The organism is Spirosoma fluminis (genome assembly GCF_054778895.1).
The window spans coordinates 167,475-184,998 of record NZ_BAAGZD010000004.1 but is presented as its reverse complement, the minus strand read 5'-3'; the positions used below and the strand labels follow the sequence as shown (position 1 = coordinate 184,998).

Here is a 17,524-nt window from a genome sequence, read left to right as displayed (position 1 = left end):
TAAATATGTACGTACGCGCGGGCAAAATCAGGTGGTTAACTTCGCCAAAACACGACCTTATACGTAGTAGATTTCACCAAAGATAAACAGATCGGTTGAATTAATGGATCATCTTCAATACGTATACAGCTATCAATTTACAGCAGTACCTAGGTGGCTCCGGCCCCAGAAAACTCCGCAAGAATCGGGTTTCTAAATCAGGCAACGAGTACCAATTTTGTACTCGCAAACAACTACAGGATCGCAACGACTATGAACACTGCCAACCCCTATACGTATCAGCAGATCGCCCGCATCATCGAACACCTGATCGAAAACTTCCGTCGGCAACCCTCCCTGACTGAGCTGGCCGAGCAGGTCAGCCTGAGCGAATTCCATTTTCAACGTTTATTTACCGAATGGGCCGGGGTAAGCCCGAAAAAATTTCTGCAGTACCTGACGCTCGAACACGCCAAGCAGCAGCTTCGGCAAGGCTTTCCCCTGGCAGAAACGGCTTATGAACTAGGCTTATCGGGGACAGGCCGCCTTCACGACTTATTCGTTACTATTGAGGGTGTTACGCCGGGGCAGTTCAAGCAGTTAGGACTTGGACTGGACGTAATGTACGGTGTTTTTAATAGTCAGTTTGGTGAATACGTACTAGGCACTGTTAACGGCAAAGTCTGTTTATTACAGTTCCTGGAAGCGCATTTCAGCCCGGAAACAATTTTAGCCACCGCATGGCCAGAAGCCGTATTACACCATGATCCACAAGCCGTTGGCTACCTGGCCGAACAGATTTTCCCGACCGACTTATCAGCGTCCAATGATACGTCACAACCGCTACGTGTGCTGATCAAAGGCTCACCGTTTCAACTCAAGGTATGGGAAGCTTTACTGAAAGTTCCGGAAGGGCACTTGGTCAGCTACGATCAGATTGCGACTGCCATCGGACAACCATCGGCCTCGCGGGCGGTAGGCACCGCCATTGGCAGTAACCCAATCGGTTACCTAATCCCCTGCCATCGGGTTATCAAGAAAACCGGATTAGTCGGTGGGTACCGCTGGGGAACCGGGCGCAAACAGGCGATGCTGGGTTGGGAAGCGGCACGGGTTAATGGCTGATTATAACGTAAATTATGGCTAAAAGGCTGACGCGTAGCTCTTAGTTTGTCAGTTAACTCATCAATGAACGATCCACAATTTACGTTAATTGCATTTTCCTATCCCTTGATACGGCCCACTCAAAACGTAACAGCCATGGATTTTCCTCATCCCGCAGACTGGCCCAGCTATCAGTCAGCCTTGTCTGAAACCGGCTTCGTGCTCCTGCCACCGCTCCTGTCCGTTCAGGAATGTCAGAAACTAGCGGCTCTGTTTGATACGCCGGGCCTGTATCGAAAAACGATTGTCATGCAAAAGCACGGCTACGGCAGTGGTGAGTACAGGTATTTCAGCTATCCCCTGCCGCCCGTCGTTGATACGTTACGGCATGATTTGTTTCGCTACCTGGCTCCGGTCGCTAATGATTGGAACGAGCGACTCGGCATTGAGCAACGGTATCCCGCTGATCTGGACACCTGGCTGGCGACCTGTCGCGCAGCGGGTCAAACACGCCCGACTCCGCTGATTCTGCGCTACAGACAGGGCGATTGGAATGCGCTGCACCAGGATTTATACGGAACGCTCTATTTTCCGTTTCAGGCCGTTTTGTTTCTGAGTCAACCCAAGCTGGACTACACGGGTGGTGAATTCATTTTGCTTGAGCAACGCCCCCGGATGCAGTCAAAAGCAACGGTGTTACAACCCGAGCAGGGACAACTCCTGGTGTTTACCACAAAATACAGACCTGCTAAGGGAGCACGGGGATATTACCGGATGCAGATGCGGCATGGGGTAAGCGAAGTCAGTAGTGGCACACGCGTGAATCTTGGGCTTATTTTTCACGACGCAGCATGATTCGCCATACCGATTTAGGCCTGACATCGTTCGCCCGGCTTCGTGCTTTAACTTCGCTAATCTCTTCCGAAACCATTACGTTAGGCGGAAACCGGCCCGGCAAAATCTACGGACGACTGGATTGCCGGGCGGGGAAACGCATGAACCCTAAAAACAGAGTCTTTTTCCGGAACGAAGCCGAAGCGATTGAGCATGGATTTCGCCCGTGTGCCATCTGCTTGCCAGATGCCTACCGAGCCTGGCGCGAAAGCCGCTGAACCGTTTGTCAATGCCGTTTTTTTGTGGTAAACTCGTTAATCACAACTGACACTTTTATGACGGCCATTGCTGAAACGAAACGCCGACGAACCGGCCGTTTGTCGACCCGCAACATTCCCTCCACGCTCATTTATGAGATGTGGCAGGGTAAGCCCGTGTATTACCGAGGCTATCGGGACGTATTAGCCGGAAAGAAAACTATTGAAGAAGTTATATCGTGTTCCGATTTACAGGCGGTGCTTGTATCGCTGCTGAATGGCCATTTATTCAGCGCCCTCAACCGCAAAAAATACCTGCTGGCAACGAACGAAATCGGGCTGCATCTTGCTTTGAACGATAATCTGGGTAATGATGTCGTCATCTTCGAAAAAGAAAAGTTAGGTAAGCTCACAGGCAAATACTTCGATATTCCTCTCAAAATTGTCATTGAGGTAGATATTAAAGCGGACACGGCCGAATTTGAAAATGGAGCTGATGGTTACGTCATGCAGAAGGCTCTGAAACTGCTCGATTTTGGCGTTGAGAAAGTACTCTGGATTATCACCAGTATGCAACGGGTGTATGTTATCGACCGCAACGACCCGACCTGGCACATCGTTGATTGGGGTCAAACTATTGCCGTTGTAGACGATTGTCAATTGAATATCAAGCAACTACTCGACGACGAGGAGCTTACCTATTAACGCCGGATTAGTTTCCCGAGCACAGCTACCGCTTGTTCCAATTCGGCTTCGTTACTCGATGCAAAACCGAGCCGGGTGCCATTGAGTTGCCGCCGACCGGGCGGATTGTGTGAAACCCCGCTCGACAAGAAAAGTCCGGCTCGTCCGGCGTCTTCGGCAAGCCGCTCCAAGTCAATTGTTGAATCGAACACCGCCCAGACGGCCATTCCCCCATCAGGCTTTTCAAACCGGACCGCATCGGGCAGCTCCTGACTGAGCAACGCGCAGAACTGATCGCGCCGATTGTGATACGTCCGCAGCGCCTTGCGAAAATGCCGTTTCAACTCACCGGTTTTAAAGAGTTGACCAATGGCAAATTCCAGCATGGGATCACCCTGCCGGTCGATGATGCGCCGGTGACGGGCCAGTTCACCAATGAGTGCGGTTGGCGCTACCACGTAACCAATCCGGAAAGCCGGAGCCACGGACTTCGTCAACGATCCGACGTATACAACCATACCGTGATCGTCAGCACTGGCCAGGGGTAAGATAGGTCGGCTTAAATAATGAAAATCATAGTCGTAATCATCTTCCAGGATGATAAATCCATACTGCTCGGCCAGGTGCAGTAGCTGCACGCGCCGATCGGCACGTAACGTAACCGTAGTCGGATAGTGATGATGCGGGGTCACAAATACCATGCGTACGAATTCCCGACTGCACAGTTCAGCTAACGCGGCTACGTCCATACCGTACTGATCGACGGGCAGGGTACGTATCGTAGCGCCGGCGTTAAGAAAATTCATGGTGGCCCCGGCCCAGGTTGTTTCGCCGGTAACTACTACGTCGCCCGGTCGCAGCAAGACCTGACAGCTGAGGTGCATCCCCATTATACTGCCCCGCGTAATGAGTACGTTGTCGGGCGTCGTTCGCAGGCCGCGGGTTTCGTTGAGATGCAGTGACAGCTGCTCCCGCAGCAACAGATGTCCTTTGGTATCGCTGTAGCCAAAGTGTTCCTGGGGATTTCCCCACCGGAAATAGGACCGATAGGCACGACTCAACTCGTCCATCGGTGCCAGCCGCAAATCGGGAAAACCATCGTCCAGCCGTAAGCCACTCTGGTTGGTCAGCACTGGTCGGGCCAGAAATGGGCGGGATTCGAACGCGTAGCCCGGTGTGTCGTTTGGGCGACGTAAAGACCCTGACTGTTCCAGAGCAACCGGATGTTGGGCGCGGTCCTGCGTCCGAAATTCCTGCGGACGAGCTTCCTGACTATGCAAAGCTACGTACGTTCCGCTGCCCGTACGGCTCTCCAGCCACCCCTGCGCCATTGCCTCGTCATAGGCGGCAACGATCGTCTGCCGGTGCAGATTGAGTAGTTCGGCTAACTGACGCGTACCGGGTAACCGTTGACCGGCGGTTAGGGTGCCTGTCCGGATCAACTGCCCAATTTGCTCACTGATCTGGACAAAAACCGGTGTAGCTGATGACTTCTTGATTTGTAGTAATGACTTGAATGGCAGCACAACCGGACTAGTTTATATCTGAAAAGTGGACGATTTAAACCAGCCGGTAAGATACGACATTTGTTATCATCTAATTTACTCACCATCCAAATGGGCCACGCCCACCACGCGTATGTCAACGACACGTACCACACCAAGCCGCTTAGCCAAGCGCACCCACTACGACACAGCCAGTATTTACTCCGTTTTAGACGAGGCTATGTTCTGCACTGTCAGTTACGCCATCGACGGTCAACCCATGGCGATTCCGACCGCCTTCGCGCGAAAAGGCGATAAGCTGTATATCCACGGTTCAGTAGGCAGCCATTTCATTCGCCAGATTGAGCAGGGCAGCCCCGTTTGCATCAGCGTGATGCTGGCGGACGGGCTGGTGCTGGCAAAGTCCGCGTTCAGTCACTCCGTGAATTACCGGTCAGTTGTCATTTTCGCGAACGCGGAGAAGGTAACGGATGAAACCGAGCGAATGGACGCTTTAGAGCTTATTACCGATCATTTGATTCCTGGCCGCTGGGCCGATCTTCGCCCAACCACCGCCAGCGAGATGCGCAAAACCACTGTGCTGGCTTTTTCGCTGGCCGAAGCATCGGCTAAAGTACGTACGGGCGGCCCGAACGATGAGCCCGAAGACCTTGAACTACCGACGTGGGCGGGCGTAATTCCTCTTCAAACCACCCGGCAGACTCCTGTTCCGGCTCAGTACAGTCTGGAAACGCCGTTACCGCCGTATCTGGCAGTTTAATTTTATTGAGGAACATCAGCTATACAAATAAGGCCAGCTACGTAGCTGGCCTTATTTGTATAGTTAAGCCGGTTTATGATAAATCAGCACCGGCACCGACGACTTTTCGACCAGAGCCGCCGTTCGATTCGGGTGCAGAAGTTTATCGAGGAAGCCGGGTTGCGGATACAACTCCATAACGATCAGATCGGCATGTGCGTTGTCAATCTGATCGTCGGTCAATACGGACAGTTCAGCGTCGAACGCATTCACTAACGAATCCGTCTGGGCCGATACGTCGCTTCGGGTGGTGCGTGGCTGCATAGCGTAGGCAATGGTCCGTACCTGAGCCGGGCGAATGGCTCCGCCCTCGGGACTTGTCGGCACAATCAGTACCGGACAAAGCGCGTCACTGGCCACATCACTGACCGCACTACCGGCTAGCCGATCGAAGAACGTACTCAGATCGCTGCGTCCCATGATGATTAAGTCAGCCGCGTATTCCTTAGCAGCATCGAGAATTTCGTTTTCCGTACCGCCTGCCCGCCACTCGGTCTGTACCGACAGGCCTTCGGCCTGTAACGTAGCGGCTAATTCATTGAGTCGACGGCGGCTAATGTCTTCCACTTCGCGCGAAGCCGTAATGCCCATACCCGGATCGCCCAGCGTGGGCAATGTCGAATCGGGAACCATCGGCTGATAAACGTGCAGCAACGTAATGGTAGCGCCAGTTTTACGCGCAAAGAGTCGCACCCAATCAAGTGCAGCGTTGGTATTGGTAGAGAAATCTGTGGGGAAAAGCAAGTTTGTCATATGCGAGTGAACAGGTGTTTAGAAGCATCAACAAACAAAACGCCGAATCGTCCCGCCCGCCCCCCAAATTTGTTTCGTTTATCCGTATCCAGACCAGTGATTAGGAAGTGGCGGGTATAATACGGCCGTTGCCGTTGGTGCCACCCGTATTCATCTTTTCCACCGCCAGCATTTGCCGCATTGTCTTCTCCATACCTTCCGACGAGCCATCCAGGAAAATGACGTTTCCCTGCCCATTCTCCGCGAAGTGCTTGATGGCCTCCGTCCAGATGGAAAACAAAATTAACGAAGCGTCCAGGTTGGCTTCGGTCATGACTTTGGCCGATTCCGCCATACCTTTTGCCACTTCTTCGCGGAACAAAGCCACGCCCTGACCACGTAATTGCGACGCCGTTTTCTCCGCTTCGGCCGATATCTTGATGGCATTCCCCTCGGCTTCGGCCGATTTAGTTTTCGTAATCAGCAGGGCCTGACCTTCATTTTCGGCGGCAGCCCGCAGGTTTGACGACGCAACTACCTGGGCCATCGAGCGCATAATCACTTCGTCGAACGCAATGTCGTTTAGTTGCAGGTCGGTCAGGTGATACCCCCAGCTTTCCAGCAATGTATCGAGCTGGGACTTTACGTGTTCGATAATCTCGGAACGTAACGCCAGGATTTCGGATTGCCGCTTGGTGGCCACAAAACTCCGGATCGAACCTTCAATCGTTCGAATGAGCGCCTGCATGAACGAGGCTTCGTCGATGAATTTAAACGCTACGTTCTTAATGGTTTCCTCACCCTGATTCAGTACCGAATACACCAGCATGGCTTTGAAGTTGACATTGGCCTGATCGGCCGTAATCGCTTGAAAAGCTAGCTCAACGGACCGGTTCTGAATAGAGATTCGCCGGTAAACGACTTCAATGAAGGGAATTTTGAAATTTAGTCCCGGTCCCATCACGCGGGTGTATTTCCCGAAAATGGTGATAACGGCAACCGTTCCCTGCTGAACGACAACAACAGACAGGTAGACAATAATGATTGCCAGCAACGCGAAAATACTTAATAATGTCATTAGGATAAGGGGTTAAATACAACAGGATTCTATACCAAGGTACAGAATCCTGTTGAACTAGTTGTCAATTAGTATCTAATCGGTCGTTTGTTGCTTTAAGCCGCCATTTCGAAACGCACCGATTCACGGCGCACATTTCGTTGCCGGAGGTAGATTGCCGTAGCCAGCAGGAACCCCGCAAAGGCCATAATCGCACCCACCCACTGGGGTGACGCGTAGCCGAGTCCGGCCGCAATGGGCAATCCACCAAAATACGCGCCCAACGCGTTACCGATGTTAAAGCCAGCCTGCGTAACTGACGAAGCCAGCATTTCGGAGCCGTTGGCCGCGCGAATCATCAGGATCTGGATAGGCGCACCCAGCGAAAACGCGATAGCGCCCGTCACAAATGTCATCGCAAGCAACGGTATTTTAAACGGCGAGACTACGTAAACGATTAACAGACTAACCACCATGAGGGCCAGAAACAACATAGTCGCTTTAATGGGCGATACCTTGTCGGCCACCCGCCCCGAGATTAGGTTGCCAACGGCCATGCCCATACCCGCCAGCACCAGAATCCAGGTGATCTGGCTGGGCTGAAAATGCGCCACTTCTGTCAGAAGCGGAGCGATGTAGCTGAACCAGGCAAACAAGCCGCCGGTCCCTATGGCGGTGATGCCCAGAATGAGCCAGGGTTCAGCGAAGGTGAACAGCTTCAGATCTCTACGAAGATTCGATTCACCCACCACCGGCATTTCAGGCAGCAGTTTATGAATGCAGAACATCGTACTTAGCCCAACAACGGCAATGAGAACGAAGGTGATCCGCCAGCTTAAGGTATGCCCAATGTAAGTTCCCAGCGGCACGCCAATGATGTTAGCTATGGTTAGTCCCGCGAACATCATTGAAATAGCCTGCGCTTCTTTACCGCGTCCCGCCAGCCGACTGGCCACCACCGCGCCTACGCCAAAGAAAGCGCCGTGCGGTAAGCCTGACAACAGTCGGGTTATCATCATGATCGGATAATTCGGGGCAAAGGCCGAAAGTGCATTACAGAAGGTAAATAAGGCCATCAGGCCCAGCAAAATCTTCTTAGGCGGGTAGTTACCCGCAACACCCACCAGCAAGGGAGCCCCCAGTACAACCCCTATAGCATACGACGAGATCAAATGACCCGCTTCCGGAATACTGATATGCAGCGTCTGAGCCAGATCGGGTAGAATGCCCATCATCACGAACTCGGTCATGCCAATGCCGAAGCCACCCATAGTCAGCGGCAACAGATTCTTTTTCATACGGAATGTACTAACTTTAAACAGTCAGTACAACCGCACTGACCCAGGGCCGCCCTATAGGGGTCCGGCTCTGGGATAAATGCAAAAAATCTGATTTCGTTTCCGGGTCTACGAATGTTCTAAAAAGTTAGTCCATCCGTGCAATTATAGGCATTCCGTTTGATCACTAGCGCAAAAACTGCCAGAAGCCGTTTCCCTCACATTTATGACGAAATGCAAAGAAAACGGCTTCTGGATCGCCAGCTTTACGATCTTACTCTACGCCTTTTTGGCTCAAGGGTATTGGTTTTTAACGAACGATCAACCTGCCTGTTTCAAAATATCCCAACTTTCAAATGGAACCGATACTTGCTTGACAGGGGGCTGACCATCTTGGTAAATTGCATTAAAGCGGTTCTCAATTTGCTTTAACGTCTGGATGTCGTAATATTTCTCTCCACAGTACGAACAAACGAGTGCGGGTACATTATCAACTACCATCAACGATCCATTCCTTTGATAGATGTATTGAGTTGACAGCTGTTTAAATTCTTCATTCCCGCAAAAACTACATTTATCAGTCATAGTCTATTTCGTTTAAACGGCGTTGTAAACTTAGGCGGTGTCGGAATGTAAACTGTAATGACAATCACTCTATCTAGCTTACGGCCGACTACAATATGAATTGGTTTACCTGTGGTAGTAAAGCCAGCTACTAGACAACACGGACCACGACCAGTATCTTCATATTGTTCAAGGATGATTCCATTCCGAATAGCCTCTTCCACTTCATCAAGCGTTAAGTTATCCGCTAATCGCTCCCTGTCACCGTGAGCAGAATATAAATACTTCTGTTCATCAATGCATTGCTTTATCCAACTAAGTTCTATCATAGAAGAGTTACGGGGCCAGCAAAGCTAAGCAAAAAGTTTCCGTGATCACCAGGATCAGTCTCAGTGCGCCAGCAGCCAGTTTTCGCCAATACCGATGCCGGTATCCATTTGCACGGCCATTGGAATCGCGTTCTTCATGATGTGGTTCACATGCTCGCGAAGATGATCGATTTCATCCCGATGGGCGTCGAATACCAATTCGTCATGCACGGTCAGAATCATTTTCGACTTTAAATGCTCCCGCTGCATAAAGTCATGAATCTGAATCATGGCGATTTTGAGCATATCGGCCGCACTGCCCTGAATCGGCGCATTGATGGCGTTTCGTTCGGCAAACATCCGGTCGGTCATGTTCCGCGAGTTAATGTCGCGCAGGTACCGACGCCGACCCAGAATCGTTTCGGCGTACCCAAATCCGCGCGCTTTCTCAATACTCTGGTCCATGAACGCTTTAACTGCCGGGAACTCCACGAAATATTCTTCAATAATCTGAGATGCTTCTTTGCGCGGAATCTTCAGGCGCTGCGCCAGCCCGAACGAAGAAATACCGTAAATAATACCGAAGTTGATTGTTTTGGCTTTCCTGCGCATATCCCCCGTCACCTCGCTGATTGGTACGTGAAAAACCTTGCTTGCCGTCTGCGTATGAATGTCGACGCCGTTGTTAAAGGCATCGAGCATGGTTTGATCACCACTGAAAGCGGCCATAATCCGAAGCTCGATCTGCGAATAGTCGGCCGACATAATCAGAAACTCCGGCCCGCGCGGCACAAACGCTTTCCGAATTTCCTGACCACGGGGTGTCCGGATCGGGATGTTCTGCAAGTTCGGATTCGCCGACGACAATCGCCCGGTCGACGCTACCGCCTGGTTGAACGACGTATGGATCCGGCCGGTACGCTTACTGATCAGCAGCGGCAAGGCATCGACGTACGTATTCTTCAGCTTAATCAACTCGCGGTAATCAAGGATCTTGCGGGCAATTTCGTGCTCTTCTTCCAGCTTCGACAAGATCTCTTCACCCGTAGCGTACTGGCCGGTACGTGTCTTTTTAGCGTTCTTGTCAAGTTTGAGTTTGTCAAACAGAATCTCGCCGAGCTTCTTAGGCGACCCAATATTGAACGACTCCCCAGCGATCTCAAATACCTCCTGCTGCACCTGCCGCATATCGGTTTCCAGCGTTGCCGAGAGATCCGACAGGGCGTTGACATCAATCGTGATTCCTTCTAATTCGAGGTCAGTCAGCACCTGCACCAGCGGCATTTCAACCTGATCGAACAGTTTATGAAGGTTGTCTTTTTCGAGCCGGGGCGAAAACGCTTCCTTCAGCTGTAAGGTAATGTCGGCATCCTCACCGGCGTACTCAACCACTTTCTGGACATCAACATCGCGCATCGTTAGCTGTCCTTTCCCCTTTTTCCCAATCAAGGCTTCAATCTCAACCGGCTGGTAATTGAGGTACGTCATGGCCATCATGTCCATGTTATGGCGCATTTCCGGCTCAATCAGGTAGTGGGCAATCATGGTGTCAAACAGCTTACCCTGCACTTCTATGCCGTACTTTTTCAGCATCAGCAGGTCATACTTCAGATTCTGGCCAATCTTTTCAATGGCCGGATTCTCAAAAACGGGTTTGAACTGGTCGACAATCGCCTGTGCTTCAGCCCGATCGGCGGGAACCGGTACGTAGAACGCTTCTCCTTTCCGGTACGAAAACGAAAGGCCTACCAGATCAGCCTCAACGGGGTCAATGGCTGTCGTCTCGGAATCGAAACAAATGCTGGTTTGCAGACTCAGATAATGCACCAGACTCGCCCGGAGTTCCGGCGTATCGACCAGCCGATAATCGTGCTTAACGGAATGAATCGTTTTGCGTCGTTCGGGCTGGTGCTCGTCAATCTCGTAGTCTGGATACACGTCCAGATACGCCGGTTGATCTGCCGATGATTGAGTAACCTCGGCACCGGGCGCATCTTCCACCGCAGCTGTATCGGTTACCGCTTTCGGCGTCGCATCGGTAGCCGACGCGGCTGGCGCGGTAACTTTAGTCTGTTTCGCCCTGGTTTTAGCGGGTGGCTCAGGTGGGGCGGCAGGTGCTGCGGACGTATCGTCAGCACTAAAATCGAACGGCAGATCATCAGCCCCCGACGGATTGACGGCGCTCATATTTGGGAATGGCAGGAAGGCTGGCTGATCGTCGCCCGGTGAATCGAACAGATCCATCTGTGCCGGAGCGTTATTTTTAAACGCCGTTGGCAGCGGCTTCTCATCGTAATTGCCCCCCAGCAGCCGGGTTTTCATCTGCCGAAACTCCAGCTCGTCCAGCAGCGCAGCCAGACGGGGTTTGTCGTATTCGGTATGTCGCAGCCGGTTTTCGTCAAAATCAACCGGTACGTCCAGATGAATGGTCGCCAGTTGTTTCGACAGTAACCCTTGTTGCCCGTAGTTCACTACGTTCTCTTTCAGCTTACCTTTTAACTGGTCGGCGTTGGCAATCAGGTTCTCGACGGAGCCGAAATCGGCGATGAGCTTCTGCGCGGTTTTTTCGCCAATACCCGGTATGCCGGGAATGTTATCGACCGAATCGCCTACCAGTCCGAGCATGTCGGTTACCTGCTCAATACGTTCGATCTGCCACCGATCCAGCACTTCGGCAATGCCCAGCTTCTCGGCGGGTTTGCCCATAAACGCCGGTTTATAGATGTGTACGTGCTCTTCGACCAGCTGCCCGTAGTCTTTATCGGGCGTCATCATGTACACTTCAAAATCGGCCAGGGCCGCTTTTTTGGCAACTGTTCCGATGATGTCGTCAGCTTCGTAGCCGTCCATGATCAGGATCGGGATGTGCATAGCCTCAATAATCTGCTTGATGTAAGGCGTAGCTACGCTGATATCTTCCGGCTGCTTCTGGCGGGTGGCCTTGTACATCGGAAACTGCTCGTGCCGGAACGTCTTTTTCGATGAATCGAAGGCAACACCGAGGTGGGTAGGCTTTTCTTTGGTGAGTACCTCGATCATGGCGTTCATGAAGCCGAAAATGGCCGAGGTATTTACGCCACGTGATGAAATGCGGGGCGATTTGCTGAAGGCAAAGTGAGCGCGGTAAATCAGGGCTAGCGCGTCTAACAAAAAGAGTTTTTTCTGTGGTTTGGCCATTCGATAATGATCACTAAGATGTCTCTTTCCGGCCGATCGGCAGAGTTTGCCAAAGGTCGGTAAACAGACGAATACTACAAAAACAGAACGGTTAAAGGTAGGTTTTGATTCAGATATACGGCGGCTAACCCGTAAAACTAAACAGAGCTTGAACCTGTTTCGGGGACTCTGTCAAGCGCCTGAAACTAAGCCTTTCGGCTTGCAACGGCTGTAAATAAAACGAACCGCCTTGTTGAAAGCGGTTCGTTTTCATAGATTGTACAGGTGAGATCAATCTAAGGCAATAGCACTCGATCGATCTTATGGATAACCCCGTTCGTAGCGCTAATATCAGCGGCTACTACGTTCGACGCAGCGCCATTATTCCCTCGGCCGGTTAGGGTTACAGCATTGTTAGCACCCACATTAGCCGTTACCGAACCTCCCTGGAAGGTCGTGATAGCCGCTCCATTAGTCAGCGTTGGCGAATAGGCCCGAACACCCGGTGCTACGTGGTACGTCAGAATGCCGGTTAATGTAGCCGGAGGAGCCGCCTGAAGAGCCGCAGCAGACCCAAAACCAGCCGCCCGGAAAGCGGCATTGGTTGGCGCAAACACTGTTAAAGCGGTTGAGCCACTCAGGGCTGCCGTAACTGTAGCACCACCCAATTGAGCGGCAGCTGCCAGTAAGCTCAGCGATGTATCGGCGGCTACAACCTGTAAGATGTTACCAGCCGGTGGCATCAGCACCCGATTAATCAGGTGAATAACCCCATTGGTAGCCTGCTGGTCAGCCACAACAACGCGTGCATTGTTCACCGAGATCCCCGTTGTCGCCGACCCAGACGTACCGGATGTAGAAGCGGCTTTACTTATATACAGCGTACCGTTGCTCGTTAGCGACGACTGCTGTGCCGTTTGACCAACGGCAATAGCCGACGAATTTATGGCCGTCCCATTAATAATGTGGTACGATAGAATTTGCTGAAGCGTAGCAGCCGGCGTTCGATTGATAGCCGCTGTGTCGGGGAAACCGGCAGCCCGGAACGCATCGTCTGTCGGCGCAAAAATGGTGAATGGCCCGGCTCCATTGAGTGTTGCAGCCAACCCCGCCCGATTAACGGCAGCTTCAAAAAAGTTTAACTGCTTGTTCGAAATTACCGATAAACCAATGTTTTGTGGAGGAGGCACGTCTGGATTATCTTCGTCCCAGCAGGCAGATACCGTCATCGTTACGGCAACGGCCAGGATCACTAACAAAGGCACTCTACGCCAGGCGCTTTCGTGTCGTTTGGTGTACATAATTGTTAATAAGCTAGTTAGTTGGGATATTTAGTGTACGCGATTTACTCCGGTCACTATCTGGCAAACGAATTACTTCCTGTTTTGTTTAAGCTGCTTTACGTTAACCGCCGTGCTCAGCCGCTTATGTGTATGTAAGCTGGCTTTTATACTATAACAAAGCCATCCCGCTCAGCGGAATGGCTTTGTTGTTCAGGGGTAATGTATGTTGATGAAGGTTTAACTATGGCAACAGCACCCGGTCAATCTTGTGAATGACCCCGTTGGTGGCGTTGATATCGGCGGTTGTTACGTTCGCTGCGTTCGTACCGTTTCCGCGGCTCAGCAGGGTAATAGCGTTGTTACTGCCCACTGTTGCCGTCACCGATCCTCCTCCAAAGGTAGTGATCGGTCCGCTCGCAACCGTCGGCGAATACGCCCGAGCATTGGCTACTACATGGTTGGTTAACACGCTGGTCAGACGCGCTACATTCACTGTATCAATAACGGATCTGGTGAAGCCAATCGCGCGAAAAGCTGCGTTCGTTGGCGCAAACACGGTCAAGGGAGTTGTTCCACCCAGAGCCGACGTAACTGTAGCCCCACCTCGTACGGCAGCCGCCACTAATAAACTTAACGATGTATCGGCTTGGGCTATTTGAAGAACATTACCTCTGGCCGGCATCAGCACCCGGTCAATAGCATGAATAACTCCATTACTCGCCTGTCCATCAGCAGATAGAATGCGGGCACCATTCACCGATATAGCCGATCCACCCGACGCTGATGTTGAACCAGCTCTGGTAATATACAACGTACCGTTCGTGCTGAGTGACGTTGGTTGAGCCGTTTGGCCAGCCGTAATGGCAGACGCAGGAATAGCCGTTCCACTAATCACATGGTATTGCAAAATGCGCCGAAGAGTGGTATCAGGTGCCGCATTAATAGCCGCTACGTCAGCGAAACCAGCCGCCCGGAATGCATCGTCGGATGGAGCAAAAACGGTAAAGGGACCAGGCTGACTCAATGTAGTGCCGAGTCCGGCCCGGGCCACTGCCGCTTCCAGCAGTGTGAATCGGTCCCCTGCCGTAACGAGTTCATTTATTGTTTGAAGCTGTGGGGTATTGTTGTTGTCGTCGTTATTACACGCGGAGAGCGCAAATGTGCCAGCAATGACTAAAGTGGCTAGTCCGGCCCATTTTTGACCAACTGATGCTTTTTTCATACGTTGTATGTTTATGTTGAATTAAGTGAAACCGAGTAGGTCTGCATCTGTCTACTCGATTTGGCAAACACGATCTTCGCGCTTTTGTTTAATACATTTTCATTTTTGTTAAACAATTTATTGGTTTGCCCAAATTTTCCTGCCGGATACTTAACCCATTTCCAGCACCACCAGAGCAACCGATGTTCATTATAAAGCGCTATCGGTTGACGAAACGGTCCGCCTTTACACGGTCGTTACCCGATCCGGTTTCTTGGTGTCCCCGACTGGTGGACGGTATTTCTGGAATGGAATCTTCAGCAGATTGCCAACGTGCGAATGTTCGTGCGGCTCCGGATGCGTATCAATTCCATAGTGCAGGTCTTTACCGGCCATCTCGTGATACGTCCCAAAGAGCCGGTCCCAGTACGGAAAAATGTTGCCGTAATTGGTGTTCGTAACCGGCAATATGTGATGATGATGCACATGGTGCATATTAGGCGTAACAATCACCAGTCCCAGCAGACGATCAGCCCAGCGGGGTAACTCGATGTTCGCGTGGTTGAACTGAGAGAGTCCGACCGACAAAGCCTGGTACATGAAAACCAGCCACATAGGCGCACCAACTATGAGTACAGCCAACGTGGTGAAGGCAAACCGAATTACGCTTTCGCCGGGATGATGCCGATTGGCAGTTGTCGTATCGACATACGTATCGGTATGGTGAATCAAATGAAACCGCCATAAAAACTTTACCTGATGCTCCGTCCAGTGCGCTAGCCAGGCACCGATCAAATCGAGCGCCAGTAGGCCAGTCACAGCCTCCAGCCAAAGCGGCCAGTTTAACCATTGCAGCAAACCAACGTGATTCCGAACGGTCCAATCGCTGGTCTGCAGGAGAATAAACGCCAGGGCGAAATTGACGATAATGGTCGTTAGGGTAAAGAAGATATTGATGCCCGCGTGGTGAAACTTCCGGTATTCGAACCGGAACAGGGGCACTGCGCTTTCGATCAGCCAGAAAATAGTGATGCCGCCGACCAGAATGAGACTTCGGTGCAGCGATGGAATATGTTCGAAGTAATCGACGATACGCTCCATACGTTTTACCCTATTTTATATACTTATTCTACAACTATAAACAGTATCAACGTAGCGTTTGGTTTGTCAGTTTGAAAAAACCGTCGTTGGTTTGCAGCTGAATCCGGGTATGGCCCAACTGGGCAACCGGTACGTTTCAGTTAACGGCTCAATATTAAATTGTCAATGCCCCAACCCAAACACGCCCGAGAGTCCATAACGGTAATGACCGAAATGGTGCTTCCCAACGATACGAATACGCTGAACAACTTGATGGGCGGCCGTTTACTACACTTCATGGACATTGCCGCGGCCATAGCCGCTCAAAAACACTCGAACCGCATTGTCGTGACGGCCTCTGTCGACAACGTATCGTTTGCCGAACCCATCCGGCTGGGCAATATCGTGACCATGAAGGCTCAGGTAACCCGGGCGTTCAGCTCCTCGATGGAAGTGTTTATTGAAGTATGGGCGGAAGACATTCCGGCGGGCGTCCGGGTGAGCACGAATAGTGCATTTTATACCTTCGTGGCTGTCGATCAGAGCGGCCGACCAATCGAGGTACCGGCGGTGATTGCGGAAACGGATGAGGAAAAAGACCGCTACGAAAGTGCCTTACGTCGGCGGCAGCTGCGCCTGGTTCTCGCCGGTCGGATGAACGCCCAGGACGCCACCGAACTGCGGGAGTATCTGAAAGTCTAAAGTTTGTAACATAGACCTGGCCGCTGGTTGTATTTTCTATCAGATGTATCTATTGCAGGTCTAGCTGACTGTAGCTAATGAGTTGAATACCTTTTTGAGTTATCAACGCCTGAATGCGCGGGTGCGTCCAGAGGTCAGTAATGCCCTGCCGGTCGGCGGCTACGTTTTCGTACCCCTTGTGGTGAATGGCCCGCGCTTCGGGTGTGTCCAGGCCTGGATGCTCGATAAACATATAGGTTTTTCCCGGTTTCAGCTTTCCCAGCATTTTTTCAAAACTGTCTACTTTCTCATCCAGCGTCGTGTGAGCGCCCGCAAAGCCGACAAATCGAACGCCTTTCGCCCGAAGACTGTCGTCTGAATGCCCCAGGTTATATTCCTGGCACAATCGGCGGACCAGCGCTCTGACGTCCTTGTTCATGCTTGTGCAATACATGTGCCCCGAAACGTGACTGATGCGCGGAATGTGCTCCTGCGCCACTTCAATCTGCACCCTAAACTCTTTTTCAATGTCGGCGAGTTTCCAGTTGTTTTCTACGAGCGATTGCTTCGGGTAATGTATGTTCGGCTGGACCATCGGATAGAAATACCCGTTCGCATCCTGCAGGCTGGGGCAATCGCTTAGGGGTCGCCACTTCACATTTTCCCACTCGCTGGTTAAGGTTAAGTGAATACCCACATCCGCCGTCGGGATTCTGGCCAGCATAGCCACGGCTTCCGGAAACCAGGGCGGAGGTACCATCACTTCGATTGACGTTTCAATTCCCTCCTCAAAACAGCGCACAATGGCTTCATTAGCCGAGCGAGACGAACCCATGTCATCGCCACGAACAATCAGACGCGGGGGTCCGGGCTCCTGATCGGTCGATTTATGCCGGAACTGCTTATCCTGCTCCTCGTTCCGGAATGCTGAACTATCAATATACCGCTGGACCAGATTTAGAAATCCGATTATATAGGCATGGTAACCTACTGTGAATACGTGAAGTATTCTCTTCATGTGTG

Annotated in this window: 17 protein-coding genes; 6 read left to right on the top strand and 11 right to left on the bottom strand. The window is 51.6% G+C overall.

Annotated elements, in window-relative coordinates; genetic code table 11:
- Positions 1-252 precede the first annotated feature (252 nt).
- The 4 genes from ACYVBJ_RS06190 (at position 253) to ACYVBJ_RS06175 (ending at position 2,879) form a co-directional block, all read left to right on the top strand.
- Positions 253-1,104, top strand: a complete 852-nt coding sequence (locus ACYVBJ_RS06190) for a methylated-DNA--[protein]-cysteine S-methyltransferase (RefSeq protein WP_460981425.1) — start codon at positions 253-255, stop codon at positions 1,102-1,104.
- A 135-nt stretch (positions 1,105-1,239) separates the two neighbouring features.
- On the top strand, positions 1,240-1,938 hold the full coding sequence (locus ACYVBJ_RS06185) for a 2OG-Fe(II) oxygenase (RefSeq protein ID WP_460981424.1): 699 nt from the start codon (positions 1,240-1,242) through the stop codon (positions 1,936-1,938).
- Positions 1,935-2,195, top strand: a complete 261-nt coding sequence (locus ACYVBJ_RS06180; protein ID WP_460981423.1) for an Ada metal-binding domain-containing protein — start codon at positions 1,935-1,937, stop codon at positions 2,193-2,195. The genes ACYVBJ_RS06185 and ACYVBJ_RS06180 overlap by 4 nt, the downstream gene beginning before the upstream one ends.
- Positions 2,196-2,252: 57 nt before the next feature.
- Positions 2,253-2,879 carry a Uma2 family endonuclease gene (locus ACYVBJ_RS06175; RefSeq protein WP_460981422.1) on the top strand — a complete coding sequence of 209 codons (627 nt, stop codon included), beginning with the start codon at positions 2,253-2,255 and terminating at the stop codon, positions 2,877-2,879.
- Here the strand turns inward: ACYVBJ_RS06175 and ACYVBJ_RS06170 are convergent.
- Positions 2,876-4,384, bottom strand: a complete 1,509-nt coding sequence (locus tag ACYVBJ_RS06170; protein WP_460981421.1) for an aminotransferase-like domain-containing protein — start codon at positions 4,382-4,384, stop codon at positions 2,876-2,878. The genes ACYVBJ_RS06175 and ACYVBJ_RS06170 overlap by 4 nt on opposite strands.
- 112 nt (positions 4,385-4,496) lie before the next feature.
- Between ACYVBJ_RS06170 and ACYVBJ_RS06165 the strand changes: the two genes are divergently transcribed.
- Positions 4,497-5,123: a pyridoxamine 5'-phosphate oxidase family protein gene (locus tag ACYVBJ_RS06165; RefSeq protein WP_460981420.1), complete on the top strand. Its 627-nt coding sequence runs from the start codon at positions 4,497-4,499 to the stop codon at positions 5,121-5,123.
- Positions 5,124-5,186: 63 nt separating this feature from the next.
- Here the strand turns inward: ACYVBJ_RS06165 and ACYVBJ_RS06160 are convergent, their stop codons facing one another.
- The 9 genes from ACYVBJ_RS06160 to ACYVBJ_RS06120 all read right to left on the bottom strand — a co-directional run bounded on the left by ACYVBJ_RS06160 (position 5,187) and on the right by ACYVBJ_RS06120 (position 15,841).
- Positions 5,187-5,915, bottom strand: a complete 729-nt coding sequence (locus ACYVBJ_RS06160; RefSeq protein WP_460981419.1) for a universal stress protein — start codon at positions 5,913-5,915, stop codon at positions 5,187-5,189.
- Between the two features lie 100 nt (positions 5,916-6,015).
- Positions 6,016-6,972 (bottom strand): SPFH domain-containing protein, encoded by a 957-nt coding sequence (locus tag ACYVBJ_RS06155; RefSeq protein WP_460981418.1) that lies wholly within the window; start codon positions 6,970-6,972, stop codon positions 6,016-6,018.
- Between the two features lie 95 nt (positions 6,973-7,067).
- Complete coding sequence (locus ACYVBJ_RS06150) at positions 7,068-8,249, bottom strand: MFS transporter (RefSeq protein ID WP_460981417.1); 1,182 nt, start codon at positions 8,247-8,249, stop codon at positions 7,068-7,070.
- 300 nt (positions 8,250-8,549) lie between these two features.
- Positions 8,550-8,813: a type II toxin-antitoxin system MqsA family antitoxin gene (locus ACYVBJ_RS06145; RefSeq protein ID WP_460978142.1), complete on the bottom strand. Its 264-nt coding sequence runs from the start codon at positions 8,811-8,813 to the stop codon at positions 8,550-8,552.
- Positions 8,810-9,121: a DUF4258 domain-containing protein gene (locus ACYVBJ_RS06140; protein ID WP_460981416.1), complete on the bottom strand. Its 312-nt coding sequence runs from the start codon at positions 9,119-9,121 to the stop codon at positions 8,810-8,812. Before ACYVBJ_RS06140 ends, ACYVBJ_RS06145 begins: the two co-directional genes overlap by 4 nt.
- Positions 9,122-9,181: 60 nt before the next feature.
- Positions 9,182-12,277: a DNA polymerase I gene (gene polA / locus ACYVBJ_RS06135; RefSeq protein WP_460981415.1), complete on the bottom strand. Its 3,096-nt coding sequence runs from the start codon at positions 12,275-12,277 to the stop codon at positions 9,182-9,184.
- A 275-nt stretch (positions 12,278-12,552) separates the two neighbouring features.
- A complete protein-coding gene (locus ACYVBJ_RS06130; protein WP_460981414.1) occupies positions 12,553-13,557 on the bottom strand; it encodes a fasciclin domain-containing protein in 1,005 nt (334 codons plus the stop codon).
- A 223-nt stretch (positions 13,558-13,780) separates the two neighbouring features.
- Positions 13,781-14,761: a fasciclin domain-containing protein gene (locus tag ACYVBJ_RS06125; protein WP_460981413.1), complete on the bottom strand. Its 981-nt coding sequence runs from the start codon at positions 14,759-14,761 to the stop codon at positions 13,781-13,783.
- A gap of 225 nt (positions 14,762-14,986) precedes the next feature.
- Positions 14,987-15,841 (bottom strand): sterol desaturase family protein, encoded by an 855-nt coding sequence (locus tag ACYVBJ_RS06120; RefSeq protein WP_460981412.1) that lies wholly within the window; start codon positions 15,839-15,841, stop codon positions 14,987-14,989.
- A 165-nt stretch (positions 15,842-16,006) separates the two neighbouring features.
- Between ACYVBJ_RS06120 and ACYVBJ_RS06115 the strand changes: the two genes are divergently transcribed.
- Entirely contained in the window at positions 16,007-16,522 is a 516-nt protein-coding gene (locus ACYVBJ_RS06115; RefSeq protein WP_460981411.1) for an acyl-CoA thioesterase, read from the top strand.
- Positions 16,523-16,571: 49 nt separating this feature from the next.
- Here ACYVBJ_RS06115 and ACYVBJ_RS06110 read toward each other — a convergent pair whose 3' ends face one another.
- Positions 16,572-17,519 carry a polysaccharide deacetylase family protein gene (locus ACYVBJ_RS06110; RefSeq protein WP_460981410.1) on the bottom strand — a complete coding sequence of 316 codons (948 nt, stop codon included), beginning with the start codon at positions 17,517-17,519 and terminating at the stop codon, positions 16,572-16,574.
- Positions 17,520-17,524: the final 5 nt, after the last annotated feature.

Bases quoted from the DNA above. Each gene is read 5' to 3' on its own strand.
- ACYVBJ_RS06190 (WP_460981425.1), top strand. From the start codon at position 253: ATGAACACTGCCAACCCCTATACGTATCAGCAGATCGCCCGCATCATC.
- ACYVBJ_RS06185 (WP_460981424.1), top strand. From the start codon at position 1,240: ATGGATTTTCCTCATCCCGCAGACTGGCCCAGCTATCAGTCAGCCTTG.
- ACYVBJ_RS06180 (WP_460981423.1), top strand. From the start codon at position 1,935: ATGATTCGCCATACCGATTTAGGCCTGACATCGTTCGCCCGGCTTCGT.
- ACYVBJ_RS06175 (WP_460981422.1), top strand. From the start codon at position 2,253: ATGACGGCCATTGCTGAAACGAAACGCCGACGAACCGGCCGTTTGTCG.
- ACYVBJ_RS06165 (WP_460981420.1), top strand. From the start codon at position 4,497: ATGTCAACGACACGTACCACACCAAGCCGCTTAGCCAAGCGCACCCAC.
- ACYVBJ_RS06160 (WP_460981419.1), bottom strand. From the start codon at position 5,915: ATGACAAACTTGCTTTTCCCCACAGATTTCTCTACCAATACCAACGCT.
- ACYVBJ_RS06155 (WP_460981418.1), bottom strand. From the start codon at position 6,972: ATGACATTATTAAGTATTTTCGCGTTGCTGGCAATCATTATTGTCTAC.
- ACYVBJ_RS06150 (WP_460981417.1), bottom strand. From the start codon at position 8,249: ATGAAAAAGAATCTGTTGCCGCTGACTATGGGTGGCTTCGGCATTGGC.
- ACYVBJ_RS06145 (WP_460978142.1), bottom strand. From the start codon at position 8,813: ATGACTGATAAATGTAGTTTTTGCGGGAATGAAGAATTTAAACAGCTG.
- ACYVBJ_RS06140 (WP_460981416.1), bottom strand. From the start codon at position 9,121: ATGATAGAACTTAGTTGGATAAAGCAATGCATTGATGAACAGAAGTAT.
- polA (WP_460981415.1), bottom strand. From the start codon at position 12,277: ATGGCCAAACCACAGAAAAAACTCTTTTTGTTAGACGCGCTAGCCCTG.
- ACYVBJ_RS06130 (WP_460981414.1), bottom strand. From the start codon at position 13,557: ATGTACACCAAACGACACGAAAGCGCCTGGCGTAGAGTGCCTTTGTTA.
- ACYVBJ_RS06125 (WP_460981413.1), bottom strand. From the start codon at position 14,761: ATGAAAAAAGCATCAGTTGGTCAAAAATGGGCCGGACTAGCCACTTTA.
- ACYVBJ_RS06120 (WP_460981412.1), bottom strand. From the start codon at position 15,841: ATGGAGCGTATCGTCGATTACTTCGAACATATTCCATCGCTGCACCGA.
- ACYVBJ_RS06115 (WP_460981411.1), top strand. From the start codon at position 16,007: ATGCCCCAACCCAAACACGCCCGAGAGTCCATAACGGTAATGACCGAA.
- ACYVBJ_RS06110 (WP_460981410.1), bottom strand. From the start codon at position 17,519: ATGAAGAGAATACTTCACGTATTCACAGTAGGTTACCATGCCTATATA.